15 protein-coding genes are annotated in these 20,740 nt (G+C 67.8%); 1 reads left to right on the top strand and 14 read right to left on the bottom strand.

The window, feature by feature from the left end; genetic code table 11:
• Window positions 1–37: 37 nt before the first annotated feature.
• From ACRDU5_RS04680 to ACRDU5_RS04640, 9 genes are all read right to left on the bottom strand, one after another.
• Window positions 38–3,244 carry an arabinosyltransferase domain-containing protein gene (locus tag ACRDU5_RS04680; RefSeq protein WP_526613188.1) on the bottom strand — a complete coding sequence of 1,069 codons (3,207 nt, stop codon included), beginning with the start codon at window positions 3,242–3,244 and terminating at the stop codon, window positions 38–40.
• Complete coding sequence (locus tag ACRDU5_RS04675) at window positions 3,208–6,537, bottom strand: arabinosyltransferase domain-containing protein (protein ID WP_526613186.1); 3,330 nt, start codon at window positions 6,535–6,537, stop codon at window positions 3,208–3,210. The genes ACRDU5_RS04680 and ACRDU5_RS04675 overlap by 37 nt, the downstream gene beginning before the upstream one ends.
• A gap of 24 nt (window positions 6,538–6,561) precedes the next feature.
• Window positions 6,562–9,786: an arabinosyltransferase domain-containing protein gene (locus ACRDU5_RS04670; RefSeq protein WP_526613185.1), complete on the bottom strand. Its 3,225-nt coding sequence runs from the start codon at window positions 9,784–9,786 to the stop codon at window positions 6,562–6,564.
• Entirely contained in the window at window positions 9,786–11,651 is a 1,866-nt protein-coding gene (locus tag ACRDU5_RS04665) for an arabinofuranosyltransferase (RefSeq protein ID WP_526613183.1), read from the bottom strand. The genes ACRDU5_RS04670 and ACRDU5_RS04665 overlap by 1 nt, the downstream gene beginning before the upstream one ends.
• A gap of 2 nt (window positions 11,652–11,653) precedes the next feature.
• Window positions 11,654–12,415: a decaprenylphospho-beta-D-erythro-pentofuranosid-2-ulose 2-reductase gene (gene dprE2, locus ACRDU5_RS04660; RefSeq protein ID WP_526613182.1), complete on the bottom strand. Its 762-nt coding sequence runs from the start codon at window positions 12,413–12,415 to the stop codon at window positions 11,654–11,656.
• Window positions 12,416–13,786 (bottom strand): decaprenylphosphoryl-beta-D-ribose oxidase, encoded by a 1,371-nt coding sequence (dprE1, locus tag ACRDU5_RS04655; protein WP_526613180.1) that lies wholly within the window; start codon window positions 13,784–13,786, stop codon window positions 12,416–12,418.
• A gap of 31 nt (window positions 13,787–13,817) precedes the next feature.
• Window positions 13,818–14,213 (bottom strand): GtrA family protein, encoded by a 396-nt coding sequence (locus tag ACRDU5_RS04650; RefSeq protein WP_526613241.1) that lies wholly within the window; start codon window positions 14,211–14,213, stop codon window positions 13,818–13,820.
• Window positions 14,214–14,241: 28 nt separating this feature from the next.
• Complete coding sequence (locus ACRDU5_RS04645) at window positions 14,242–15,837, bottom strand: HNH endonuclease signature motif containing protein (protein WP_526613178.1); 1,596 nt, start codon at window positions 15,835–15,837, stop codon at window positions 14,242–14,244.
• Window positions 15,838–15,927: 90 nt separating this feature from the next.
• Entirely contained in the window at window positions 15,928–16,404 is a 477-nt protein-coding gene (locus ACRDU5_RS04640) for a nitroreductase family deazaflavin-dependent oxidoreductase (RefSeq protein WP_526613176.1), read from the bottom strand.
• 69 nt (window positions 16,405–16,473) lie between these two features.
• Here ACRDU5_RS04640 and ACRDU5_RS04635 point away from each other — a divergent pair, with 69 nt between their 5' ends.
• On the top strand, window positions 16,474–17,244 hold the full coding sequence (locus ACRDU5_RS04635; protein WP_526613175.1) for a phosphotransferase family protein: 771 nt from the start codon (window positions 16,474–16,476) through the stop codon (window positions 17,242–17,244).
• Here the strand turns inward: ACRDU5_RS04635 and ACRDU5_RS04630 are convergent.
• Genes ACRDU5_RS04630 through ACRDU5_RS04610 form a run of 5 tightly spaced genes read right to left on the bottom strand, consistent with a single transcriptional unit; the run spans window position 17,241 to window position 20,736 of the window.
• Entirely contained in the window at window positions 17,241–17,570 is a 330-nt protein-coding gene (locus ACRDU5_RS04630) for a TFIIB-type zinc ribbon-containing protein (RefSeq protein WP_526613173.1), read from the bottom strand. The two genes, ACRDU5_RS04635 and ACRDU5_RS04630, sit on opposite strands and share 4 nt — an antisense overlap.
• A gap of 46 nt (window positions 17,571–17,616) precedes the next feature.
• On the bottom strand, window positions 17,617–18,447 hold the full coding sequence (gene wzm, locus ACRDU5_RS04625; protein ID WP_526613171.1) for a galactan export ABC transporter permease subunit Wzm/RfbD: 831 nt from the start codon (window positions 18,445–18,447) through the stop codon (window positions 17,617–17,619).
• Window positions 18,444–19,406, bottom strand: a complete 963-nt coding sequence (gene glfT1 / locus ACRDU5_RS04620; protein ID WP_526613170.1) for a galactofuranosyltransferase GlfT1 — start codon at window positions 19,404–19,406, stop codon at window positions 18,444–18,446. Before glfT1 ends, wzm begins: the two co-directional genes overlap by 4 nt.
• Window positions 19,403–20,203, bottom strand: coding sequence for a galactan export ABC transporter ATP-binding subunit Wzt/RfbE (wzt, locus tag ACRDU5_RS04615; protein WP_526613168.1), 801 nt, complete (start codon window positions 20,201–20,203; stop codon window positions 19,403–19,405). The genes glfT1 and wzt overlap by 4 nt, the downstream gene beginning before the upstream one ends.
• A gap of 11 nt (window positions 20,204–20,214) precedes the next feature.
• Window positions 20,215–20,736: a proteasome activator gene (locus ACRDU5_RS04610; protein WP_526613167.1), complete on the bottom strand. Its 522-nt coding sequence runs from the start codon at window positions 20,734–20,736 to the stop codon at window positions 20,215–20,217.
• Window positions 20,737–20,740: the final 4 nt, after the last annotated feature.

Genomic DNA, 20,740 nt, shown 5'->3' with positions numbered 1-20,740 from the left:
GCCATCGCCAGCCAATCGTCCACCGGTCCACCACCGCTTACGGGCCGATCCGGATCTCGTTGGGCTTCCACAGCCCGCTGCGGGTGGCGGTGCCCAATTCGAGCTGCGCAGGCTCGGCCTTCACAATGGTGTCGAACTTGCGCAGTGAACCCCAGTCGCGGCCCCAGTCCCGCGACAGATACGTCGCCATTACATGCGCCCTCAGCAGCAGATCGGTAATGCCGAGCAGCCCGCCGTTGAGGCCGTCCTCCCAGGTGTCGGTGTCCTGCTTCTTGGCGGTGTAATCCGGCGTGATCCGGAAGGCCGGAATCTCGGTCACCCCGTTGGCGTGCAGCATCGGATGCTGGCACGGGAAGGCCAATCCCACCGCCCAGTCCATCAGCACCGGCTGCTGTGAGCCGACGTACTCCTGCAACGACCGCAGCTCGGGCACCCGCGGCGGGGTGACCGCGATCCAGTCGCCCCGCGTCAGCGATCGGTCCTCGGCGATGACCCGCACCGCGACGGCATCGGCGGGTATGTCCGAGCGGGCGAACCGCAGGTTGCGCCACGACGGAGCGGGCCCAAGGTCGTCGGGCACCAGCCGTCCGGCCGGGACGGGTGCGCCGTCGGGACCCGGCCGCGCGAACTCCAGCTCGACGGTCTGCCCGTCGGTGAATCCTTTCAGAACGCTATTGCCTGTGATGGTGCCGGCCGCGGTGACCACCACCAATGGATGGGCGTCGTCAGGGGGCGGCAGTTCGTACCACGCCGAGGCGAGCGTGCTCTGCTGTTGCGGGCCGTCGGCGTAGCTGCCCGCGACCGGAACCCGTTCTGGATCGAGGCCGTAGGGCAGCGGCACCGTGGACCCGTTGATGCCCTCGGTGTCCAGCTTCGTCGGGGCGTCCCAGTCGTAGTCGGTGCCGGGCTGCGGCAATGTCATTCGGATGGCTTCGGCGACAATGTGTTCGGGCACCCCATTGTGGGTGAAGCCGACCGGCGCATCGCCCCCCAGCGGACCCAGCGGGCCGTAGTTCCCCGGCAGCGGAGTCATGAAACCCGCATTGGCATCGGGTTCGACCAGCACATCGTCGGCCAGCCCACAGCCGCCGGTGAAGGCCCGCAGGTTGGCCCACGCGTTGGAGTACGTCGGATACTGCCGCACCACGCCGACCAGCATCGAGGCCACGAACACCACCACCATGAAGCCGGCCGCGACCGGAATGGGCGCCGTGGTCAACGCCCGCGCGATGCGGCCCTCGCCGCGGTCGCGGGAGGCGAAGTGCAACCAGATCGTGTACACCGCGGCGAGCGCGAACAGGGCGAAGAAGATCGTGCTGACCGTGACCCCGCCGATGCGCGGCACCGCGTTGTTGAACGGCACGCCGTAGCTCGAGACGTACCACCAGCCGTTGGTGGTGGCGAAGCACAGTGCCAGCAGGAAGAGCAGCGCCGCCAGGAACGCCATCCGGTTGCGGGACCAGCGCAGCACTTTCGGTGCCACCAGCACGGTGGCCAGCGCCGCCATCGCCGCGCCCACCGCTGCGAACAACCCGAAGTGGTGCACCCACTTGGTCGGGGTGAACATCAAGAAGAACACGGTGCCGAAGATGACGCCCATCAGCCGCCACGCCGGGCCACGGGCCACACCCGGAATTCGCTTGCGCCGCAACATGACGAACATCGCGGTGAACAGGCTCAGCGCGGTGATCAAGAAACCGAACCGCCGAGACAGCGAGCCGTCGACGGTCGGCAGGATCAGGTAGTAGTAGCGCAGGTTCTCGGTGTACCACGCCTGGCTGGGGCCGATCGCGGTGCGAATCCTGGTGGCCTCCAACACCGTTGCCAATGTCTGGTCGGCGAACACAACGGTCAGCACCACGGTGCCGGCGGCCAGCAGCGGTGCCACCACCGGCCAGGTTCCGACGATGCGGTGCCGGCGTACCAGGATCCTCAGTAGCGGCCGCCCGCCCGCAAGCAACGCGGCCACCGCAATCAAGCCGGTCGGCTGAATCCCGAGGGTGAACGCCGCGGCGACGACCGCCAGCGCGGCGGGAGTCATGCGACCCGACACGATGGCCCGCTCGATCAGCACGTAGGTGATCAGCGCACCGGCCGCGATGATCGCTTCGGGCCGCAGGCCGTTGTTGAACGGCATCCAGGCCGCCAGCAGCACCAGGCCGGCCGCCCATACCGCGGCCTTGGACGACGCCACCGCGGGCCCGAGTCGGGGCAGCACTTCGCGGGACAGCAGCAGCCAACACACAAGCGCCGCAATCAGATCGGGCAAGCGCATCCAGATGCTCGTGTCGCTGACATGGGTCATCAGCGCCAGCAGGTTGTAGTACCAGCCGAACGGGTCCTCGGGGCTGCCGAACCAGCGGAAGTAATTGGACATGTAGCCCGCGTGGTCGGCGACCCGTGCCATGCCGAGGATGTAGCCGTCGTCGGATGAGTTGGCGCCGATCACGTGCCACAGCAGGAATCCGCCGACCACCACGACGTCGGCAGCGGTGAAGGTGCGCCAGCGTTCCGGGATCAGGCGGTGCATTCGGCGGCCGTCGATGCGGTCCAGGCGCCACAGCGCGACCAGTGCAATGACGGTCGATGCGATCGCGAGCAGCATCGCCGCCAGCTTCAAAGGCGTTGGCTTGGTGGAGAACCGGGTGTCGATGGTCGCCGACAGCGACAGGCCGGGCGGGGCCGGCCCAACCAGGTCGGTGAAGATGCCGACGATCGACGGTCGCAGGTTGGGGTCGTCGAAGCCGGTGCGCAGCGGCTTACCGGTTTCGTCGGTGAGGCCGACAAAGGTGGCGAACGTCCCGGCCTCCGTCGACGTGATCTCGATGCGCTGACATCCGGGCGCCATTACCCGCGCCCGCTGCACGCTGGCCACCACGACGTTGCGGTCGGTGATGTCGACCCGCTGGCTGGTGACATGGACGAACAGCGCGTTGAGGGCGGCCTGCTTGCCGCCCTTGGGCGCGGTGCCCAGTACCATCCCGCCGGACGGCGGCATCGAGCGGATCACGTCGCAGGGGATGGTGACGTCCATCGTGACGGGCACCTGTGAAATGAGCGGAGCGGTCACATTGCTCAGCTGACCGTTCTGCGGCCAGTTCAGCGTCGCCGTCGTCTGCACCACCGGCAGCAGCGGCGTCGCCACCGAGAGCACGAAGCCGATCAGGCCCGCGATCGTCGCGACCCATCGGGCGACCCTGACTTCGCTCATGGCAGCGCCCTGATCGGTCCGGTACGGCTCCATCCGCCCACAGTCACAGCACCCTCATCGACGACGGCGTCGGGCGCCTCGGACTCGGGCACCAGCCGGTAGTACCGTTCGATGGCTCCCCAGTCGCGGTACCAGTCGTCGCGCAAATAGGACGGCACGGCATCGGAGCGCAGCAGCGCCCGGGTGATCAGCAGCGGGCCGCCGTCCTCGGAGGATTGCCACTGGTTCGACGACACCACCGTCTGCTTGAGGTTGGGCAGGATGCGGTACACCGGAAGTTCAGCCACGCCAAGGTGTTGGGAGAACGGCCGCTGGCACGGGAAGTTCGCCGCGGTGGCGATGTCCATCAGCACCGGCGTCTGCGACCCGAGCAACTGTTGCGCGGTCGACAGCACCGGCACCCGCGGCGGAGTGAACGCGAACCACTGATCCTCGGACAGATTGGGGTCATCGGCGACGATGCGGACCACGTTGGCCTCCGGCGGTGCCCAGGCCAGCGGGAAACGCAGGTTGCGCCAAGCCTTTTGCATGAAGATGTCGATCGGCTGCACCTGGCCCAGTGCCTGGTACGTCCCGTCCGGTCGGTGCACGCCCCATTGCAGCTTGAGCGACTGGCCGTAGTTGAACGAGCCGTCCTCCTCGTAGTACCAGATCGCTCCGGCAGCGGCGACGGTCACCAGCGGGCGGTCCGGCGTGCGCGGCGGCAACTGGTACCACGCCGAAGTGGCCTTGGCGGCGACGGTGTTCTCGTCGTAGCTGCCCATCACCGGGGTGCGTTCGGGGTCCAGACCGAACGGTAGGAAAACCCTCGACCCGTTGACTCCCTCCGGGCCGTACCCGCCGCTGGTGCCCGCCGCATAGCCGACCCCGATGTTCGGTTTGTTGGGGGACCCGTCGGAGTTCACCGTGCCGGGATTGGCGGTCACCGGCTCCGCGGGCTCCAGGGTGTCACTGACACCGTTGGGGGTGAACCCGACCGGGTTCTCGCCACCGAGGGGTCCGTACCGCCCGAAACGCTGCCCTGGAACCGGTTGCAGCAGACCGGCATTGGTGTCGGCCTCGACCAGCACGTCGTCGGCCATCGCGCAGCTGGTCTTGCTCAGGCCGGAGGCCAGTGCGTCGACGTTGGCCTTGGCGGTGGTGTAGACGGGATAGCGCTGCACCGCGCCCTTGGCCATCGAGCCCACCTCGAGCACCACCATGATGGTTGCCACCACCAGCAGCGGTGTGGAGGCGAGTACCCGGTTACGACGTGTGTTGGCGACCTCGGTGTGCCCGGCGTAGTCCATCCGGAAATGCAGCCAGCCCGCGTACAGGCCGGTCAGGATCGCCAGGATCAGGAAGATGAAGGTGACCAGGAAACCGGCGATCACCGGCTGCTTGTCAAACCAGGGCACGCCGTAGTTGCCGACGTAGAACCACGCGTTGATGCCGGACGTCGCCCAGGCCAGTACGAAAAGCAACGCGGTCACGTACAGCGCGAGATTGCGACGGGTGTGCAGGCCGACGCGGGCGAACACGAACGCGGTGACCGCTCCCAGCGCTCCGGCCAGCCCGGCGAATGCACCCAGCTGCACGGCCCACTTCGTCGGTGTGAAGGTCAGCAGCAATAGCCCAACGGCGGTGGCGCCGATCAGCCGCCACACCGGCCCCGCTGCCACACCGGGCAGGTGTCCGCGGCGCAGTAGCACCGCGAGCATCCCGAACAAGCAGAGCAGCAGCACCAGCCCGGCGAAGCGACGGGTCAGCGACGAGTCGGCGCTCTCCTCGACGGTCAGGAAGTAATAGCGCAGGAAGTCCTGGTACCAGGGGACGGTCGGGCCGACGACGTACTTGATGCGGGCGGACTCGGCGACGGTGGCCAGGGTCTGGTCGCGGAATACGATCACGAAAATCAGCGACAGCGCAGCGGCCAGAGTCGCCAGCGGGGCGAACACCCCGTCGACGGGCCGGCGGCTGCGGATGATCCGGGCGATCGCCCGCGCGCCCACCAGCAGCGGAGCCAGCGCGATGAGGCCTTGCGGCGCCGTGGTGACGGTGAACATCGCCACGATGATCGCGACCGCGGCGGGCCACAACCGGCGGGTGCCGATCGCGTTCTCCACCAGTACCCAGGCGGCGACGGCGCCGAACGCGATGAGCGGCTCCGGGCGCAGCCCGTTGTTGAACGGCAGCCAGGTTGCGAGGAACACCGCGCCCGCCGTCCAGACCGCAATCCGGTTGACGGCGAGCGGTCGACCGAGCCTGGGCAGTATGCAGCGGCTGATGATCAGCCAGGTCGCGATCGCCGCCGCGGTGGCGGGCAGCCGCATCCAAACACCGGCCGTGCTGATCGACGCCAGCTGCGCGAGGACGCTCTGATACCAGTCGAACGGGGCTTCGGTGGCGCCGAAGAAGCGGTAGTAGTTGGCCGTGTATCCGGCCTCTCCGGAGACCCGGGCGATCGTCAGGTTGTAGCCGTCATCGGACGAGATGGCGCCGATCACGTGCCAGAGCAGCAGCGTGCCGATCACGCCGACATCGGCGATCCAACTGGCCAGGCCGACCCGAAGGAAACGCCGCCAGGCGCGTTGAATACGCCTCCCGAGCTCAGGCCGAATGTCGCCGCCTGAGCGGCTCCGGCGGTCAAGCACCGCCAGCGCCACCATCGACGCGATCACGCAGACCACCCCGAGCACCATCACGGCCAGCTTGAGTGCCGTCGGCGTGGTGATGAATCGGGTGTCGACGTCGATGCGCGCCGACAGCCCCGGCTGGGCCGCCACTTCCAGGTCGGTGAAGACGCCTGCGACCTGAGGCTTCTTCTCCGGCGCGAGGGTGCCGGCGGCGCCCGGTATGCCGACGAAGTCGGCACCCACCTGGCCGACGTTGGCCCAGATGTGCAGCACGCTGCAGCCGCCCGCGGCCACCGCGGGGCGCGGGGCAACCGCGGCCACCGAGTCGCGGAATGCGACGACCACGACGTCGGCGGTGGCCCGGACGAACAGGCCGCCCTTGGTGGCGTCGGTAGCTTCCGTTGGCACGGTGGACAACACCAGGCCGCCGTCCGCGGGCAGGGTGGCGATGGCTTGGCAGGGAATGGAGACGTCGAGCGCCAGCGGAGCACCCGACACCAGCGGGGCGGTGACGTCGGACACCATGCCGTCGGTACTGGATGTCGCCGGCTCACCGGCTCCCGCGCGGGCGCCTTGAGGCCAAACGATGGTGGCGGTGGTCTGCTTGACCGGCAGCAATGGCACCAGGCCGCACAGCAGCACCCCGGCAATGCCCGCGACGACGGCGATCAGCCGGGCGAACCGGTACGTCCGCTCTTCGTCGCGTGGCACGAGGCTCGATGTTAGGCGACGAATCTAATGACGCAGCGGCGCCGGGCTCCACAATCCGCTGCGGGTGGCCGAACCGAGATCAAGTCGTGCCGGCTCGGCGCCCGGATAGTACGGCGTGAGCTGCTGCAGGGCACCCCAGTCGCGGAACCAGTCGTCCTTCAGATAGGTCGGCACGGTGGTCGCCCGCGCCAGCAGCTCGGTGATGCCGAGCGGGCCGCCGCCCACGTTGTCCATCACCGGCGAATTGGCCTCGGCGCCGAACCGATCCGGCATGATGCGCCATTTCGGCACCTCGATGACGCCGTGTTGGTGCCCGAACGGGCGTTGGCACGGGAAGGCCAGCCCGACCAGCCAATCCAGCAACACCGGATCCTGCGATCCGACGACCTCTTGCAGCGTCCGCAGTTCCGGGATCCGCGGCGGGGTCAGGGCGACCCAGTGCTGCGGCGACAGGTCGTCGTCGGTGGCGACCAGACGCACCTGTGTCGCGTCATCGGGAATTGCGGCCAGCGGCGCGCGCAGGTTGCGCCACGCCGGCGCCGCGCCGACGTCGGCGAATCCGAGGCCGCCCGCGGGCTCACCGTCATCACCCGCCCACTGCAACACGACGTCGCCGGGATCGAAGCGCCCAGCGGTGGAGACCACCAGCAGCGGATCGGCGTCATCGCGGGGCGGCAGCCGGTACCAGGCCGAGCGCAGCAGCGCCGGTTGCTGGGTGCCGCTGCGCCAACTGCCCATCACCGGCGTGCGGGTGGGGTCCAGATTGAAGGGCAGGCGGGCCCGTGACCCGTTGATACCGGCCGCGGCGGTGGTGCCGCCCTCGGTATCCGCCTCGCCGATCGTTTCTTCCCCTTCGGGGGACTCGGCGAAATTGCTGGCGGTACCCGGGCCGTCGCCGATCACCTCGTCCGGGGAGACGTCGGAGGGAATGCCGTTGGGGCCGAAGCCTTCAGCGGTGTCGGCACCGAGTGCCTCGGCGAGGGGTACGCGGACGGGCGTCAGCATCCCGGCGTTGGGGTTCTGTTCGACCAGGACGTCCTCCGCCATCCCGCACGTCTTGCCGGCCAGCGCCTCGAGATTCGACCGCCCGACGCTCCACGCCGGGTACTGATCGATCATGGCGAGGGTCAGTGACATCACCTCGAACACGACGACAAGCCACGCGGCAATGGCCAACGGCGACTGGATGATCCGCGACCACCGTCGCGGACGCTCCCCGGGTGGCGAGCGGTCGTGGCCGTAGAAGTGGAACCAGGCCGCCACCAGTAGGGCAACCACGGCGCAACCAAGCAGGATCGTGGTGAAGCCGAACCGCCACTCCGGGAACGCGTTTGACCACGGCACGCCGAAGTTGGAGACGTACCACCAGCCGTTGACGCTGGCGAAGGACAACGCCGCCACAAACAGCACCGCGGCGGCGAACATCGCGCGGTTGCGCCTCGACCGCATGGCGGCGGCGGTGACCGCAACCGCGGCCAGCGCCCCCAGCGATCCCGCGAGTCCGGCGAACACGCCGAAGTGGTGTGTCCACTTGGTCGGGGTGAACATCATGGCAAGGAACGAGATGATGGTGATGCCGATGATGCGGCGGCTCGGGCCGGCCGCGGTTCCCGGAATCCGGCCCTTGCGCAACGACATCGCCACCGACACCGCCAGCGCGAGCAACAGTGTCAGCACCGCGAACCGGCGCGCGATCGAGCCGTCGGGAGTGGCCATGAACAACCGCTCGTAGCGGATGTGCTCGTCAAACCAGCTCAGGCTGGGCCCGACCGCGGCCTTGAAGGCGCTGGCCTGGATCTCCGCGGCCAGGGTTTGGTCACGGAAGATCAAGATGATCGTGACCGTGCACGCGGCAAGGACGGGTGCCAGCAACGCCTGGTAGCCGAATCGCGAAGTATGTGCGGCCACAATGGTTTTCAGCGGCCCGACGGCGACCAGCAGGGCGCCGACAGCGGCGATGCCGGTGGGACCGGAGAACAGTGTCAGTGCGCCGATGATGATCGCGATCGCCACCGGCAGCAGCCGGCTGGTGGCCACGCCGCGTTCAACCGAGCACCAGGTCAGCAGGATGCCCAGCGCGATGATCGGCTCGGGCCGCAGCCCGTTGTTGAGCGGCAGCCAGACCGCCAGGAACATCCCGGCCGCCGTCCACGCCGCGGCCTGACTTGTCTTGACCGCGTGCCCGAGGCGCGGAATCACCTCGCGGCTGATCAACCACCAACAGGTCAGCGCCATCACCAGCGTCGGCAGTCGCACCCAGGCGCTGTGCGTGCTGACCTGCGCCCACAGCGCCAACAGGTCGTAGTACCAGCCGAACGGCGCCTCCGGCGTGCCGAACCAGCGGTAGTAGTTGGCCATGTATCCGGCGTTTTCGGACACCCGTGCCATGGTCAGGATGTAGCCGTCGTCGGCGGTGTTGGCTCCGACGAAATGCCACCACATCAGCACCGCGGCGACCACGCCGTCGAGCGGGCTGAGAGACCACCAGCGCGGCGGCAGGAATCGCCGGTGCCGCATGCCGTCGGCGGTGTCCAAGACGTGCAGCGCGATCAGTGCCACCACCGTCATCGCGACGCCAAGGATCATCACGACCAGCTTCAGCAGCGTCGGCGACGTGCTGTAGCGGGAATCCAGGGTCGCCGAAAGCTGCAGGTTCGGCGGGGCCGGGCCGGCCAGATCGGTGAAGACGCCGACGATCTGCGGGCGGAAGTCGTAGCCGCTGCGCTCACCGCGCAGTGGTTCACCCGGGTCGTCGGCATCGGGACCCTGCACCAGGCCGACGAATTCGCCGGTGACCTTGTCGGCCTGCGCGGTGAACGTCAGCCGCTCACATGCCGGGCTGAGCACCTGGTTCAGCGGCGCGCTCACCACCGGAGTGTTCCGGACGATGACGAGCAGATCGTTGTTGACGCGTTCGATCAGCAGGCCGCGGTCGACGGCCTTGGGTGCCTGCTTGGGCACCGTCGAGAGCAACACGGTCTTGCCCGCGTTTTGCGGCCCGGCCAGGCCGGCGGCCGCCTGGCACGGCACGGTGATGGTGAGGTCGGTGGCGACGTAACCGATCAGCGGCGCGTCGACGCTTTGCAGCACCCCGTCCTGCGGCCAGTTGAGCTCGGCGGTGGTTTGGCTGACCGGCAGCAGCGGAGTGGCCAGTGCCAGTGCCGCGCCCAGCAACCCGGCGATGATCGCGACGATCCGGGTGGCGCGGTGGTTGGTCGCCGCGGCGGTCACGGGGCTTGATGGTGCCATCAGGGCTTCCTGATGGCCAGCACGAACGGTCCGATGTCGGTGACGGTGAAGCTGGGGTGGTCGAACAGCGCCGCATCGAGCGCCACCTGGTAGCGGCGGACGTTGGGCTGGTTCGGATACACATCGGCGGCCAGCCGCAGCGTGTAGGTGTCAGCCGAATTACCGGGGCCGCCGCGACGCATCAGAAACACCGTCGGCGGCTTCCACGGCAGCGTGTCGAGATCGGCGATGAACTGGTCGGCCCGCTGCATCCTCGACCAGTTCTCGATCGCGGCCGCCCGTTTATCGAACTGGGCCAGTGGGTTGGCGTAGTGCGACGTCAATCCCTGGAACCCGTAGTACGGGTAGTACGACAGGAAGCTGTAGTCGGCGGTGAGCACCACCGTCTCGTTGCGCGGCCGGCCGGTGACCTGCTGGATCCTGGCGTCGATCTCGTCGTAGTACCTCTCGGCGCCGGGCGGACGGCGATCGGCCCGCTGGCCATTGCCGTCGGTGTCGGTGTAGGCGACGACGATGTCGGACCGCAGCACGTCGGGGATGTCCTGGGCGAACGTCAGCGCACCGATCGCGCCGAGCGTGCCGGCCGCGGCGACGATCCGTCGTCCGATCGCCGGGCGGTAGCGCCGGGCGAGTGCCAGGGTGGCCTCGATGAACCCGAAGGTCCCGGCCACGGTGAGCAACACGGTCAGCGTCGGCTGCAGGCGGAAAGACAGCAGCGTGGTGCCGGCCAGCGTGGTCAGCATTGACAGCAGCGACCAGAGGTAGACGGCGACCACGCCGAACGCCAGTGCGCCCGCGCGCGTCGAGCTGCCCGCCCGGACCACCAGCCACAGCGTGCCGACCATGCACAGCGCACCCAGCAGCGTGAACTCGAGCATCGGGAACGGCAGCTCCGCGCCGTCGGGTGGCAGATAGTGCAGCGCGGTGCCCGAATCGGCGGGCGATCCGCCGAGCGCGGCCAATAGGTATGGCAGCCAGCCGATCAGCGCGATGGCCCCGCCGACCACTGCGATCACGCCGAGGCGCAGCAGCGGATCCCATGCGCGGCGGGCGACTGCCAGTGCCACCGCCATCAGCGCCAGCGTGAACGCGCTGTAGGCCAGCAGCAGGGTATAGAACAGCGCGGCGAACCCGAGGAACACTCCGACACCGATCACCGCCGCCCAACCGCCGGATCGCGTTCTGCCGCGCAGCCCCGACCAGGCCAGTACCAGGACCGGCGGCAGCAGCACGGTGATGATCGCGGCATACGGCTCGGCCGGTGCGTACGCCAATGTCGCCGCGGCCGTGGCCGTCGACACGATCAGCGCGTACTCGAAGCTAATCAGGCTGGCCCACAACACGAATGCCACCACGATGGCCGCCGTGATGGAGGTGATCGCCCACGGCTTGAACATCTCCCACCCGGGCGTACCGGTCAGCGCCGCGATCCGTCCGCCGATCCAGAACCAGCCCGCTGGGTAGAACGGAGGCAGCCCGTAGTACGTCATGTCGCGCAATGCGGCGGTGTCGGTGAGGCGGGTGAGGAACTCGGTGCGGAACTGCTGGTCGACGGAGATGCCGAAGAGATAGAGCTTGGTGGCGGCCAACGGCATCGCCAGCGTCACGACGGAGAACGCGGACAGGAACACCAGGGCACCGGCCCGCGCGAGCAACTGGCGGCCGCGCCGCCACAGCCAGCCGGACACCAGCAGCCCTGCCAGGCAGGCGAATTGGCCGACTGTGGTCAGCGCATGCAATTGGTTGGACGAGTTGTAGGCGGGCCAGTCCACCCGCGATATCGCGATCAGGGATGGGCCTGCGACGACGACCGCCACGGCGACCGCTACCAACATCTGGCCCACTACGGCCAGCGCGCCGCGCATTGCTAGATGGGGAGCTTGCGGAAGATGGGGCGCGGAATGTGTCGCAATACCATCATCACGTACCTGAACGCTCCCGGCGCCCATACCAGTTCCTTGCCTTTGGCCGATGCCGTGACTGCCAGCTCGGCGACATACTCTTTGTCGACGGTGAGTGGCGCTTCCTTGATGTGCGCACTCATCCGGGTGCGCACCTGCCCGGGCCGGATTACCAGCACCCGAACCCCGTACTCGCGCAACGCTTCTGAAAGACCGAGGTAAAAGCCGTCGAGACCGGCCTTGGTGGAACCGTAGACGAAGTTAGATCGCCGCACCCGCTCGCCCGCCGCCGAGCTCATTGCGATGATCTGACCGAAGCCCTGCCCGCGCATTCTGTCGGCGAGCAGTACACCAACCGAAACCGCAGCGGTGTAGTTGATCTCGGCGATCTGGACCGCTTTACGCTGGTTCTGCCACAGCTCCTCGGCGTCGCCGAGGAGGCCGAACGCGACGATCGCCACGTCGACATCACCTCCGGTGAAGGCCTCGTCCATCACCTTGGGATGACTTTCGGTGTCGACGGCGTCGAAGTCGATAAGCTCGACGGAGCGGGCTCCGGCGGCCTTCATCTGCTCGACAGCGTCGTCGCGGCCGGGGTCGTCGGGCAGCGCGGCCAGCACGACGCGAGCCGGCGCGGTGCGCAGGTAGCGCTCGCATATCGCCAGCCCGATCTCGGATGTTCCGCCGAGCAGCAGGATGGTCTGCGGATTGCCTACCGCATCGAGCATCTAGACCAGCTCCAAGCGTCGGGCCATGTCCGAGGCGAACACCCCGTGCGGATCGACCTTGCGGCGCACCGCAATCCATTCGTCGATGCGCGGATACATGGCGTGGAAGGTGTCGGCGGTGGTGCGTGAGTCCTTGGCGGTGTAGAGCCGGCCACCGAACTGCAGCACCCGGCGGTCGAGTTCGGTGACGAATTCGGCGAGGCCGGTCTTGATCGGGAAGTCGACGCAGACGTTCCAGCCCGGGATCGGAAAGCTGAGCGGCGCCTGGTTGCCCTTGCCGAACAGCTTGAACACGTTGAGGAACGAGTAATGGCCGGAGCGTTGGATGTCGACGATGATGCTCTTGAACTCGTCGACCGCCGCGGTCGGGACGACGAACTGGTACTGCAAGAAGCCGGTTGGCCCGTAGGCGCGGTTCCACTCGCCGAACATGTCCAGCGGGTGATAGAACTGCGTCAGATTCTGGATCTTGCCGCGGTAGGTGCCCGACTTGCGGTACCACAGCTCGCCGATCGGCCCGAACGTGTATTTGTTGGCCAACCCGTTGGGGAAGATGTCGGGCAGGGTGAGGAGTTGCGGCGCATCGAATTTCAACGGATGGCGCGCCAGCTTCGCCGGTAGCTGATCGAGGGTGGCCAGCGAGCCGCGGCTCAGTGCCGCCCGGCCCAGCTTCGGTGGCGCGCTGATCGCATCGAACCATGCGCTGGAATAGGTGTAGTTGTCCTCACTGCCGTCGCTGTGCAGCGCGATGGTCTCCTCGAGACTGGCGGTGACGTCGCCGTCGGCGATGAAGTAGGCCGTCTCGGTCGGCGTCATCTCGATGGTGGCCCGCAGGATGATCCCGGTCAGGCCGTTGCCGCCGATGGTGGCCCAGAACAGTTCGGTGTCCGGGCCCTCGGGAGCGAGCCGGCGGATGTCGCCGTCGGCGGTCAGCAGATCAATCGAGCGGACATGGTTGCCGAAGCTGCCCGCACTGTGGTGGTTCTTGCCGTGGATGTCGCAGGCGATCGCACCGCCGACGGTGACCTGACGGGTCCCGGGCAGCACCGGCACCCACAGGCCGAACGGGAGCGCGGCCTTCATCATTGTGTCCAGGCTGACGCCGGCGTCCACCTCGACGACGCGGGTTTCGCCGTCGATCGAGTGGATCTTGTCCAGCGGCGTCATGTCGATGACCAGGCCGCCGCCGTTCTGCGCGTTGTCGCCGTAGGACCGGCCGAGTCCTCTGGCGATGACCCCGCGGGTGGCCCCGTCGGCCGCCCGGGCGACCGCCTTCGCGATCAGCTCCGGGTCGCGCGTCGACAACACCTGGGCGACCGACGGGGCGGTGCGCCCCCAGCCGGTCAGCCGCTGTGTGGTGGTCGGAAACATCGTGACGAGGGTACCGTGCCGTTTCGGCCGCTCAGCGCAGCCGGAATATCACCGAGCGCTGCACCACGAAGTTGATCACGGTCGCGGTGCCCTGGGCGATGACGTACGCGACCGGCACCCGCCACGGCTGGTTTTCGAACTGCATGTAGAACACGTAGTTGATGCCGACCTGCACGGCGTAGGTCAGCGCGTACAGCGCGCACACCGCGATGAAGCGGGCCTTGCTCGGCGGTGCCTGGAACGTCCAGCGCCGGTTGATCAAATACGCCGTGACGGTACCGGCCACGAAGCCGATGGTCTTGGCGACATTGACGTGCAGTCCGAGTGCCAGCAACGCGACGTACAGGCCGAAGTCCACGATCGCCGCCAGGCCGCCGGTGACGATGAACCGCGATACCTGGGTTTTCAGGCTCAACGTCGGCGGAATCAAGGGCTCGGCCACCCGGGCAGCCTACTCAGAAGGGTGGTGGATCATTCGAGCACGGCGCGGGGTGACGCCATGGTCCGTCGAGGTAGTCGGGCTGGCTAACCGTTGCGGCGTTGGACTCGTTGACCGTCATGACGCCAGTCTCGTTTAGTCTGCGTTCGGTGTTGATGCAGTGGGCGCGGTCTTGTGCGCGGGTGCGCCGCCGTTTGGGCATGGTCAGGCCGCTGGCCGGCTGGGTGGTGGTTGTCGCCTGCACAGTCACGGGCGCGGTGGGTCGGCACAGGGTGGGAAGAAGCGCCAGGCTGCCGGGCCGGGTGGTGTGGGTCTGACCGCCAGGAGCAGTCCATATCACGGTGCCATCGGGTAGCTGTTGATCGCGCCAGCCGTGGGGTCCGCCCCAGAAGGTCTTGAGCAGGTGGTGTTTTCGGCACAGGCACTTCAGGTTCGACGCACACGTCGGCCCGACCGGATAGGCGATGGTGTGGTCCAGATCGCAGACCTCGGCGGGCTGGTTGCAGCCGGGAAACCGACAGGTCAGATCGCGGCAGCGGACAAACGCGGCCAGCGCCCGCGACGGCACATACCGCGGCTCGGGCGGCGCGTTTCCGGGATGGATCAACCGGCGGATCGTCGCGCCGGCGGCCACTTTGGCGGCCAACAACGGTGCGGGCAGGATGCCGCCGCCCATCATCACCGCCGGATTGGTGTGCGCCGGGCCCGTTGGCGGCGGGCAGGCCAGCGCTTCGGCCAGTGTCATTTCTCGCAGCGGCTTGGTGGGGCGGTCGGGATCGACGCCGTCCATGGCCACCACGGTGTCATCGGACAGACTGTCCTGTTCGGCGATCACATACACCACCACCGCATTGGGCTGCTTTTCGGCGGCGGCGCAGTCAGTGGCCCCGCAGCCGCAGCCCAGCCGGTCAGCCCCCGCCGCCAACGCCCCCAGCGCATCGGCGCGGCGCTGATCCAGCGTGCGCGGGTCGGCGTCACACACCGCGCGCGCCATCACGTCCAGCCGCTTGTCCAGCGTCGCTGCGTCGTGATCGAACAGCACCGCCTCGATCGTCGACGCGCCGCCACCGTCCGGCCGGGTCACGTCGACGTGGCGGCCCCGGGCGCGGGTCTCCATGCGCCGCAGGGCATAGGGGTCGTAGCGGTCCACCCAGTAGTCGATGGCCCGCTCGATCTTGACCTCGGACAACCGGCCCCACCCCGTTACCGCCGCGGACAACTCGATGTCGACCTTGGCGTGCGCCTCCGGGTCGGCGATCAAGGCGGTGCGGTAGACGATCGTCGACACCAGCCGCACCCCGATCCGGCCCGCCGAGAACACTTCGGCCAGCCGAGGTAGCCGCTCGCGCAACGCCCGCGCCAACATCAGTTGATGCGACGCCACCCCCAACGAGACATCGTGGGCGGCGGCGACCTCGGCGGCAACGGCATACCAGTTGTCCAGGCACCACTGCTCACGATCGGCCGACCCATCCTCGCTCAGCCGGGCCTCCAGCATGTCGGCGATCGCCGACAACCGCCGCGCGCACGCCGCGTTCTCCACCCGCGCCCACGCACCGACGGCGTCGGCGCCCGACGCCGGGGTGGCGGCTGCGGCAAGTTCATCGAACATATGAGCGAATCTAGTCGGCTCCAAAGACGCAAACCACCACATAGGCCAGCTCAAGCCGCATCTGTGGATGAAATTACGACTGTGGATAACTCAGCGAGTCGCGCGCTCCAACTTGACCAGCGGGATCGTCCGGTCGCCCGCGCGCTGCTCGTAGTCGGCGTAGCCGGCGTACTGATCCAGCGCGAGGTCCCAGACCCACTCCCGCTCGCCCGGATCGGTGATCTCGCTGGCGGTGTAGGTACCGCTGTGCTTGCCCGCCACCACCTCGACCTTGGGGTTGGCGACCAGGTTCCGGTACCACGCCGGTTGGCTTGGCCTGCCATAGTTCGAGGCCATCAAGAAGAGCCGGTCGCCCTCGGTGAGATACAGCAGCGGCAGCGTGCGCGGCTGGCCGGTCTTGGCCCCGGTTGTGGTGAGCAGCATGACCGGTGTGGGATACACGCTGCTGACGCGCCCCCCGGTCAGCCGAAGCAGTGGCGGGTCGATCTTTGGCGCGACCTTCCGGACAAACCAGTACCCGACGGGCGTTCTCGCGAACTTCTCCATCGCGCGTTCGTAAAGGCTCATGTGACGACGCTCGGGACTCATGAGCCATACCTTGCCAGCCCGCTGCCCGCGCGCTAATACCGTTGAGGGGTGCAGACCCGGTCCGGTGCGGAGATCGTCGTCGACGCCGACGTGGTCTACAAGCTGCACCGGCCGGGTACCGACCCGCGGGCATTGGCGGCCCGACTGGGCATCGCGGCCGAGGCGGACTCTCTGCTGACGCCGTTGGCCGCCGCACCGGATCGCATCGGCACACGTTTGCGAACCCGTTGGCCGCTGGTGGAAATCGTTGTGCCCCAACCCGAATGTGTGCCATGGGCCGAGGCGGGGCGACTGCTGGCCAGCCTGCATGGCGAGACGGTGGCAAAGCGCCCGCCGCCGCAGGGTTGGCCACAGCGGCTGAGACGCGCCGTCGAGACACTGCGGCAGACCGGGCACGGCGACACCATCCGCCGGGCCGCGGCGGGTCTGCCGTCCGAGGTGTTGCGACCCGGCTCGGAAGATCGGCCGCGGACCCTGGTGCACGGCGACTGGCATCTCGGTCAGCTCGGCCGCCGTTCACCCACCGCACCGTGGGTACTCATCGACATCGACGACCTTGGCGTCGGTGATCCGGTGTGGGACCTGGCCCGCCCGGCCGGCTTCTGGGCAGCGGGCTTGCTGCCCGACGCGGACTGGCACACCCTGCTGGAGTCCTACCTCGCCGCGGGCGGGGTCGCGATTCCCACAGACGACCCGTGGCCGGTGCTCGAGCCGTTCGCCCGGGCAGCGGTCGTAGTGGCGGCCGCCGCCGGCCTGACGCATGACGAAGACGACGAGGCGCAGGAAGCGCTCGTCGCCGCGTGCGCGCGGATGCTTTAGCTGGAGAAGAACAGCCGGCCGAAGCCCTGTTTGCGGTAGTGCCTGTTGCCGCGGTGTCCCCAACCTGGCCCGTAGTCGTACCCGTAACCCGGCTGCGCCGGAGGTGGTGGCGGCGGGGCGGCCTGCACGAACCTGTTCTCCATCTGGGTGAGCGACTCGAGCTCACCGAAGTCGAGGAAGATGCCTTTGCATGTGTCGCATTGCTCTAGGTGGATGCCGTTGCGCTCGCAGGTGTTCATGACACCGGCGCACTTCGGACACAGCAGGGTCTTGCCTGCTCCGGGCGATGGGGCGGACTTCGGGGGTTCGTATTGCGGGATGCTCATAGCTCCATAACGGTAGAGCCTCGGCCAAAGTGCCTACCCGACGGCTCTAAACCCAATACGGAACCCGGGCGCGGTACTGCCGCATGGCGATCGCCGCGAGGGTCCATCCGATGGCCGTCAACACCAGCACGACCACCCAGTGCCGCACTTCCTGATCGGCGCCCAGCAGCGGGGCCCGGACGATGTCGAGGTAGTGCAGCAGCGGATTGAGCTCGATGATCTTGGCGTACGACTCCGCACCCTGCTGCTGCAGGGTGGCCTCGTTCCAGATGATCGGCGTCATGAAGAACAACAGCTGCACGAGGCTGAACAGCAGCGGGCTGATGTCGCGGTAGCGGGTGGCCAGGATGCCGAAACACAGTGACACCCAGACACAATTCAGCACGATCAGGCCGAACGCCGGGATGACCGCCAGGTCGGTCCACTTCCATGGTTTGGGATAGATGATCGCGATGACGACGAAGATGATGATGTTGTGTGCGAACAGGATGATCTGCCGCCACACCAGCCGGTAGACATGCACGGACAGTGGCGTCGGCAGCTGCTTGATCAGGCCCTCGTTGGCGACGAACACGTCGGCGCCCTCGAGGATGGCCGCGTTGATCAGGTTCCAGATGATCAGCCCGAGCGTGACATAGGGCAGATGTTCGGCGAGCGGGAGCTTGAACAGCTTCGAGTACAGCAGTCCCATGGCAACCGCGGTGGCCCCCGTCGCAATCGTGATCCAGAACGGCCCCAGCACCGATCGGCGGTAGCGCTGCTTGACGTCCTGCCAGCCCAGGTGCAGCCAGAGTTCGCGGCGGTGGAATCCGTCGACCAGGTCGCGCCAGGCCCGCGACATCGTCCTGGACTGGGCGGCGGCGTCGGTGAAGGTCATGGTGCGGGTTTTCCGAATTTCTCGTCGCGCCCGAGCCGGCGCAGCCGAATCCAGTCCCGCAAGCCCGCCGGGTCGCGTCGGGACACCAGGAAGTACCAGCCGAACCGCAGCCACTCCTGCGGCAGCAGCTTGCGGAGCCCGGGCTGGGACAGCAGGTAGCCGCGGTTGCGGTAGGTGAAGTACCGCTTGGCCGGGTCGTCGGGATATTGGGTGTGCATCCGGCCACCGAGAATGGGCTTGAATTCGTCGGTGCCGCACGGATGCAAATAGATTGCGTCCAAACAGGTTCCGAACGGCAGACCCGAGCGCACCAGCCGACGATGCAGTTCAACCTCGTCGCCGCGGACGAACAGCCGCAGATCCGGCACGCCGACCGCCTCGACGGTCGCGGCGCGGAACAGCGCACCGTTGAACAGCGATGCGATTCCCGGCAACAGTCCCCCGCAAGCGGGTGGTACCCCCACCACACCGCCACCTTCGGTGCGCAGCTCACTCACCAGCCGCCGCCACACCAGCCCGCGACGCAGTGGAAATGCCAGCCGGTCCGGCTCGTCGAGATTGCACACCATCGGCGACACTTCGGCGAGACCGTGTTTATCGGCGCACGCCAGCAGGGTTGCCAGCACGTCGCGGTCCTTGGGACGCCCGTCATCGTCGGCTAGCCAGATCCAGTCGGCGCCCAGCGCCAGCGCATGCAGCATGCCCAACGCGAAACCGCCTGCGCCGCCGAGGTTTCGGCGTGACCCCAAATAGGTGGTGGGGACCGGCTGGCCGGCCACCAGGTCACGGACCCGTTCGTCGTCACCGTTGTCGACGACCACGATGTGATCGGGCGCGCGGCTCTGGGTGGCCAGCGCGTCCAACGACTTGGTCAGCTCGTCGGGACGGCGATGCGTGACCAGGACGGCGTAAACCGTCCGCTCTTCGCGCGAGCGCTCATCGCCAACCGTCTCACTCATGTCGTCTCACGGGCGTCCTCTTCGAGAACCTCGCGCACATGGCGCGCGGCGTCCTCGCCTTCGTAGGCCCGCACGACTTCCTCGATGCCGCCGGTCAACTTGATGCTGCCGTGGTCGATCCACATCGCGGTCTTGCACAGCCGGGCAAGGAACTCGTTGGAGTGGCTGGCGAACACGAGGATGCCCGACCGCTCGACGAGGCCCTGTAGGCGCGCCTGAGCCTTCCGCAGAAAATCGGAATCGACGGCGCCGATGCCCTCGTCGAGCAGCAGGATCTCGGGGTCGATGCTGGTGACCACGCCCATCGCCAGCCGCACCCGCATGCCGGTGGAGTAGGTGCGCAGCGGCATCGACAGATAGTCGCCGAGTTCGGTGAACTCGGCGATCTCGTCGACCTTGGCCAGCATCTGCTTGCGGGTCTGCCCCAGGAACAACCCCCGGATGATGATGTTCTCGAATCCGGAGATCTCCGCGTCCATGCCGACGCCGAGGTCGAACACCGGCGCCACCCGTCCGGTCACCGACGCCACGCCGCGGGTGGGTTCGTAGATTCCCGACAGCAGCCGCAGCAGGGTCGATTTCCCCGCGCCGTTGTGCCCGACCAGACCCACCCGGTCGCCGAGTTCCAGCGCCATGGTGACGTCCCGCAACGCCTCGACGACGACGACATTGGATGCGTTGCGTCCAATCGTGCCACCGGCCTTGCCGAGAAACGCTTTCTTCAACGAGCGCGCCTTGGCATCGAAGATGGGGAATTCCACCCACGCGTTGCGCGTCTCGATGTGCGGGGCTACCACCGGTGCCGTCGCTACAGGTACTGCCCGGTCCCGGGGTGCGCGGGTCCGCCGCGTTGTCCGGGCGCACTGATGCCGGGTGGCAGCGCGCCCTGTCGCATCTGCTCCAGTTGTTGACGGGCAGCCATCTGCTGGGCGAACAACGCCGTTTGGATGCCGTGGAATAGCCCCTCCAACCAGCCGACCAATTGCGCCTGCGCGATCCGCAGCTCGGCGTCGGACGGGACGTCGTCCTCGGTGAGCGGCAGCGTCAATCGCTCGAGCTCCTCAACCAACTCCGGCGCCAGGCCGTCCTCGAGCTCACTGATGCTGGTCTTGTGGATCTCGCGTAGCCGGTTGCGGCTGGCGTCGTCGAGCGGTGCGGCCCGCACCTCCTCCAGCAGTTGCTTGATCATCGTGCCGATCCGCATCACCTTCGCGGGCTGCTCGACCAGATCGGTCAGCGACCGGTCGTCGTCGGAATCGCCTTGCGCCGACCCCACCTGCGGCTCGCCGCCGATGATTTCGATGTTGTCGTCGTCGGTGTTGGTAGTCATCCCT

Source organism: Mycobacterium sp., assembly GCF_050701515.1.
Classification (GTDB): Bacteria; Actinomycetota; Actinomycetes; order Mycobacteriales; family Mycobacteriaceae; genus Mycobacterium.
This window is presented reverse-complemented; position numbering and strand designations above follow the sequence as displayed.

Coding starts and splice junctions, on each gene's coding strand:
- ACRDU5_RS04680 (WP_526613188.1), bottom strand. CDS start 3,244: ATGGAGCCGTACCGGACCGATCAGGGCGCTGCCATGAGCGAAGTCAGG.
- ACRDU5_RS04670 (WP_526613185.1), bottom strand. CDS start 9,786: ATGGCACCATCAAGCCCCGTGACCGCCGCGGCGACCAACCACCGCGCC.
- ACRDU5_RS04665 (WP_526613183.1), bottom strand. CDS start 11,651: ATGCGCGGCGCGCTGGCCGTAGTGGGCCAGATGTTGGTAGCGGTCGCC.
- dprE2 (WP_526613182.1), bottom strand. CDS start 12,415: ATGCTCGATGCGGTAGGCAATCCGCAGACCATCCTGCTGCTCGGCGGA.
- dprE1 (WP_526613180.1), bottom strand. CDS start 13,786: ATGTTTCCGACCACCACACAGCGGCTGACCGGCTGGGGGCGCACCGCC.
- ACRDU5_RS04645 (WP_526613178.1), bottom strand. CDS start 15,837: ATGTTCGATGAACTTGCCGCAGCCGCCACCCCGGCGTCGGGCGCCGAC.
- ACRDU5_RS04640 (WP_526613176.1), bottom strand. CDS start 16,404: ATGAGCCTTTACGAACGCGCGATGGAGAAGTTCGCGAGAACGCCCGTC.
- ACRDU5_RS04630 (WP_526613173.1), bottom strand. CDS start 17,570: ATGAGCATCCCGCAATACGAACCCCCGAAGTCCGCCCCATCGCCCGGA.
- wzm (WP_526613171.1), bottom strand. CDS start 18,447: ATGACCTTCACCGACGCCGCCGCCCAGTCCAGGACGATGTCGCGGGCC.
- glfT1 (WP_526613170.1), bottom strand. CDS start 19,406: ATGAGTGAGACGGTTGGCGATGAGCGCTCGCGCGAAGAGCGGACGGTT.
- ACRDU5_RS04610 (WP_526613167.1), bottom strand. CDS start 20,736: ATGACTACCAACACCGACGACGACAACATCGAAATCATCGGCGGCGAG.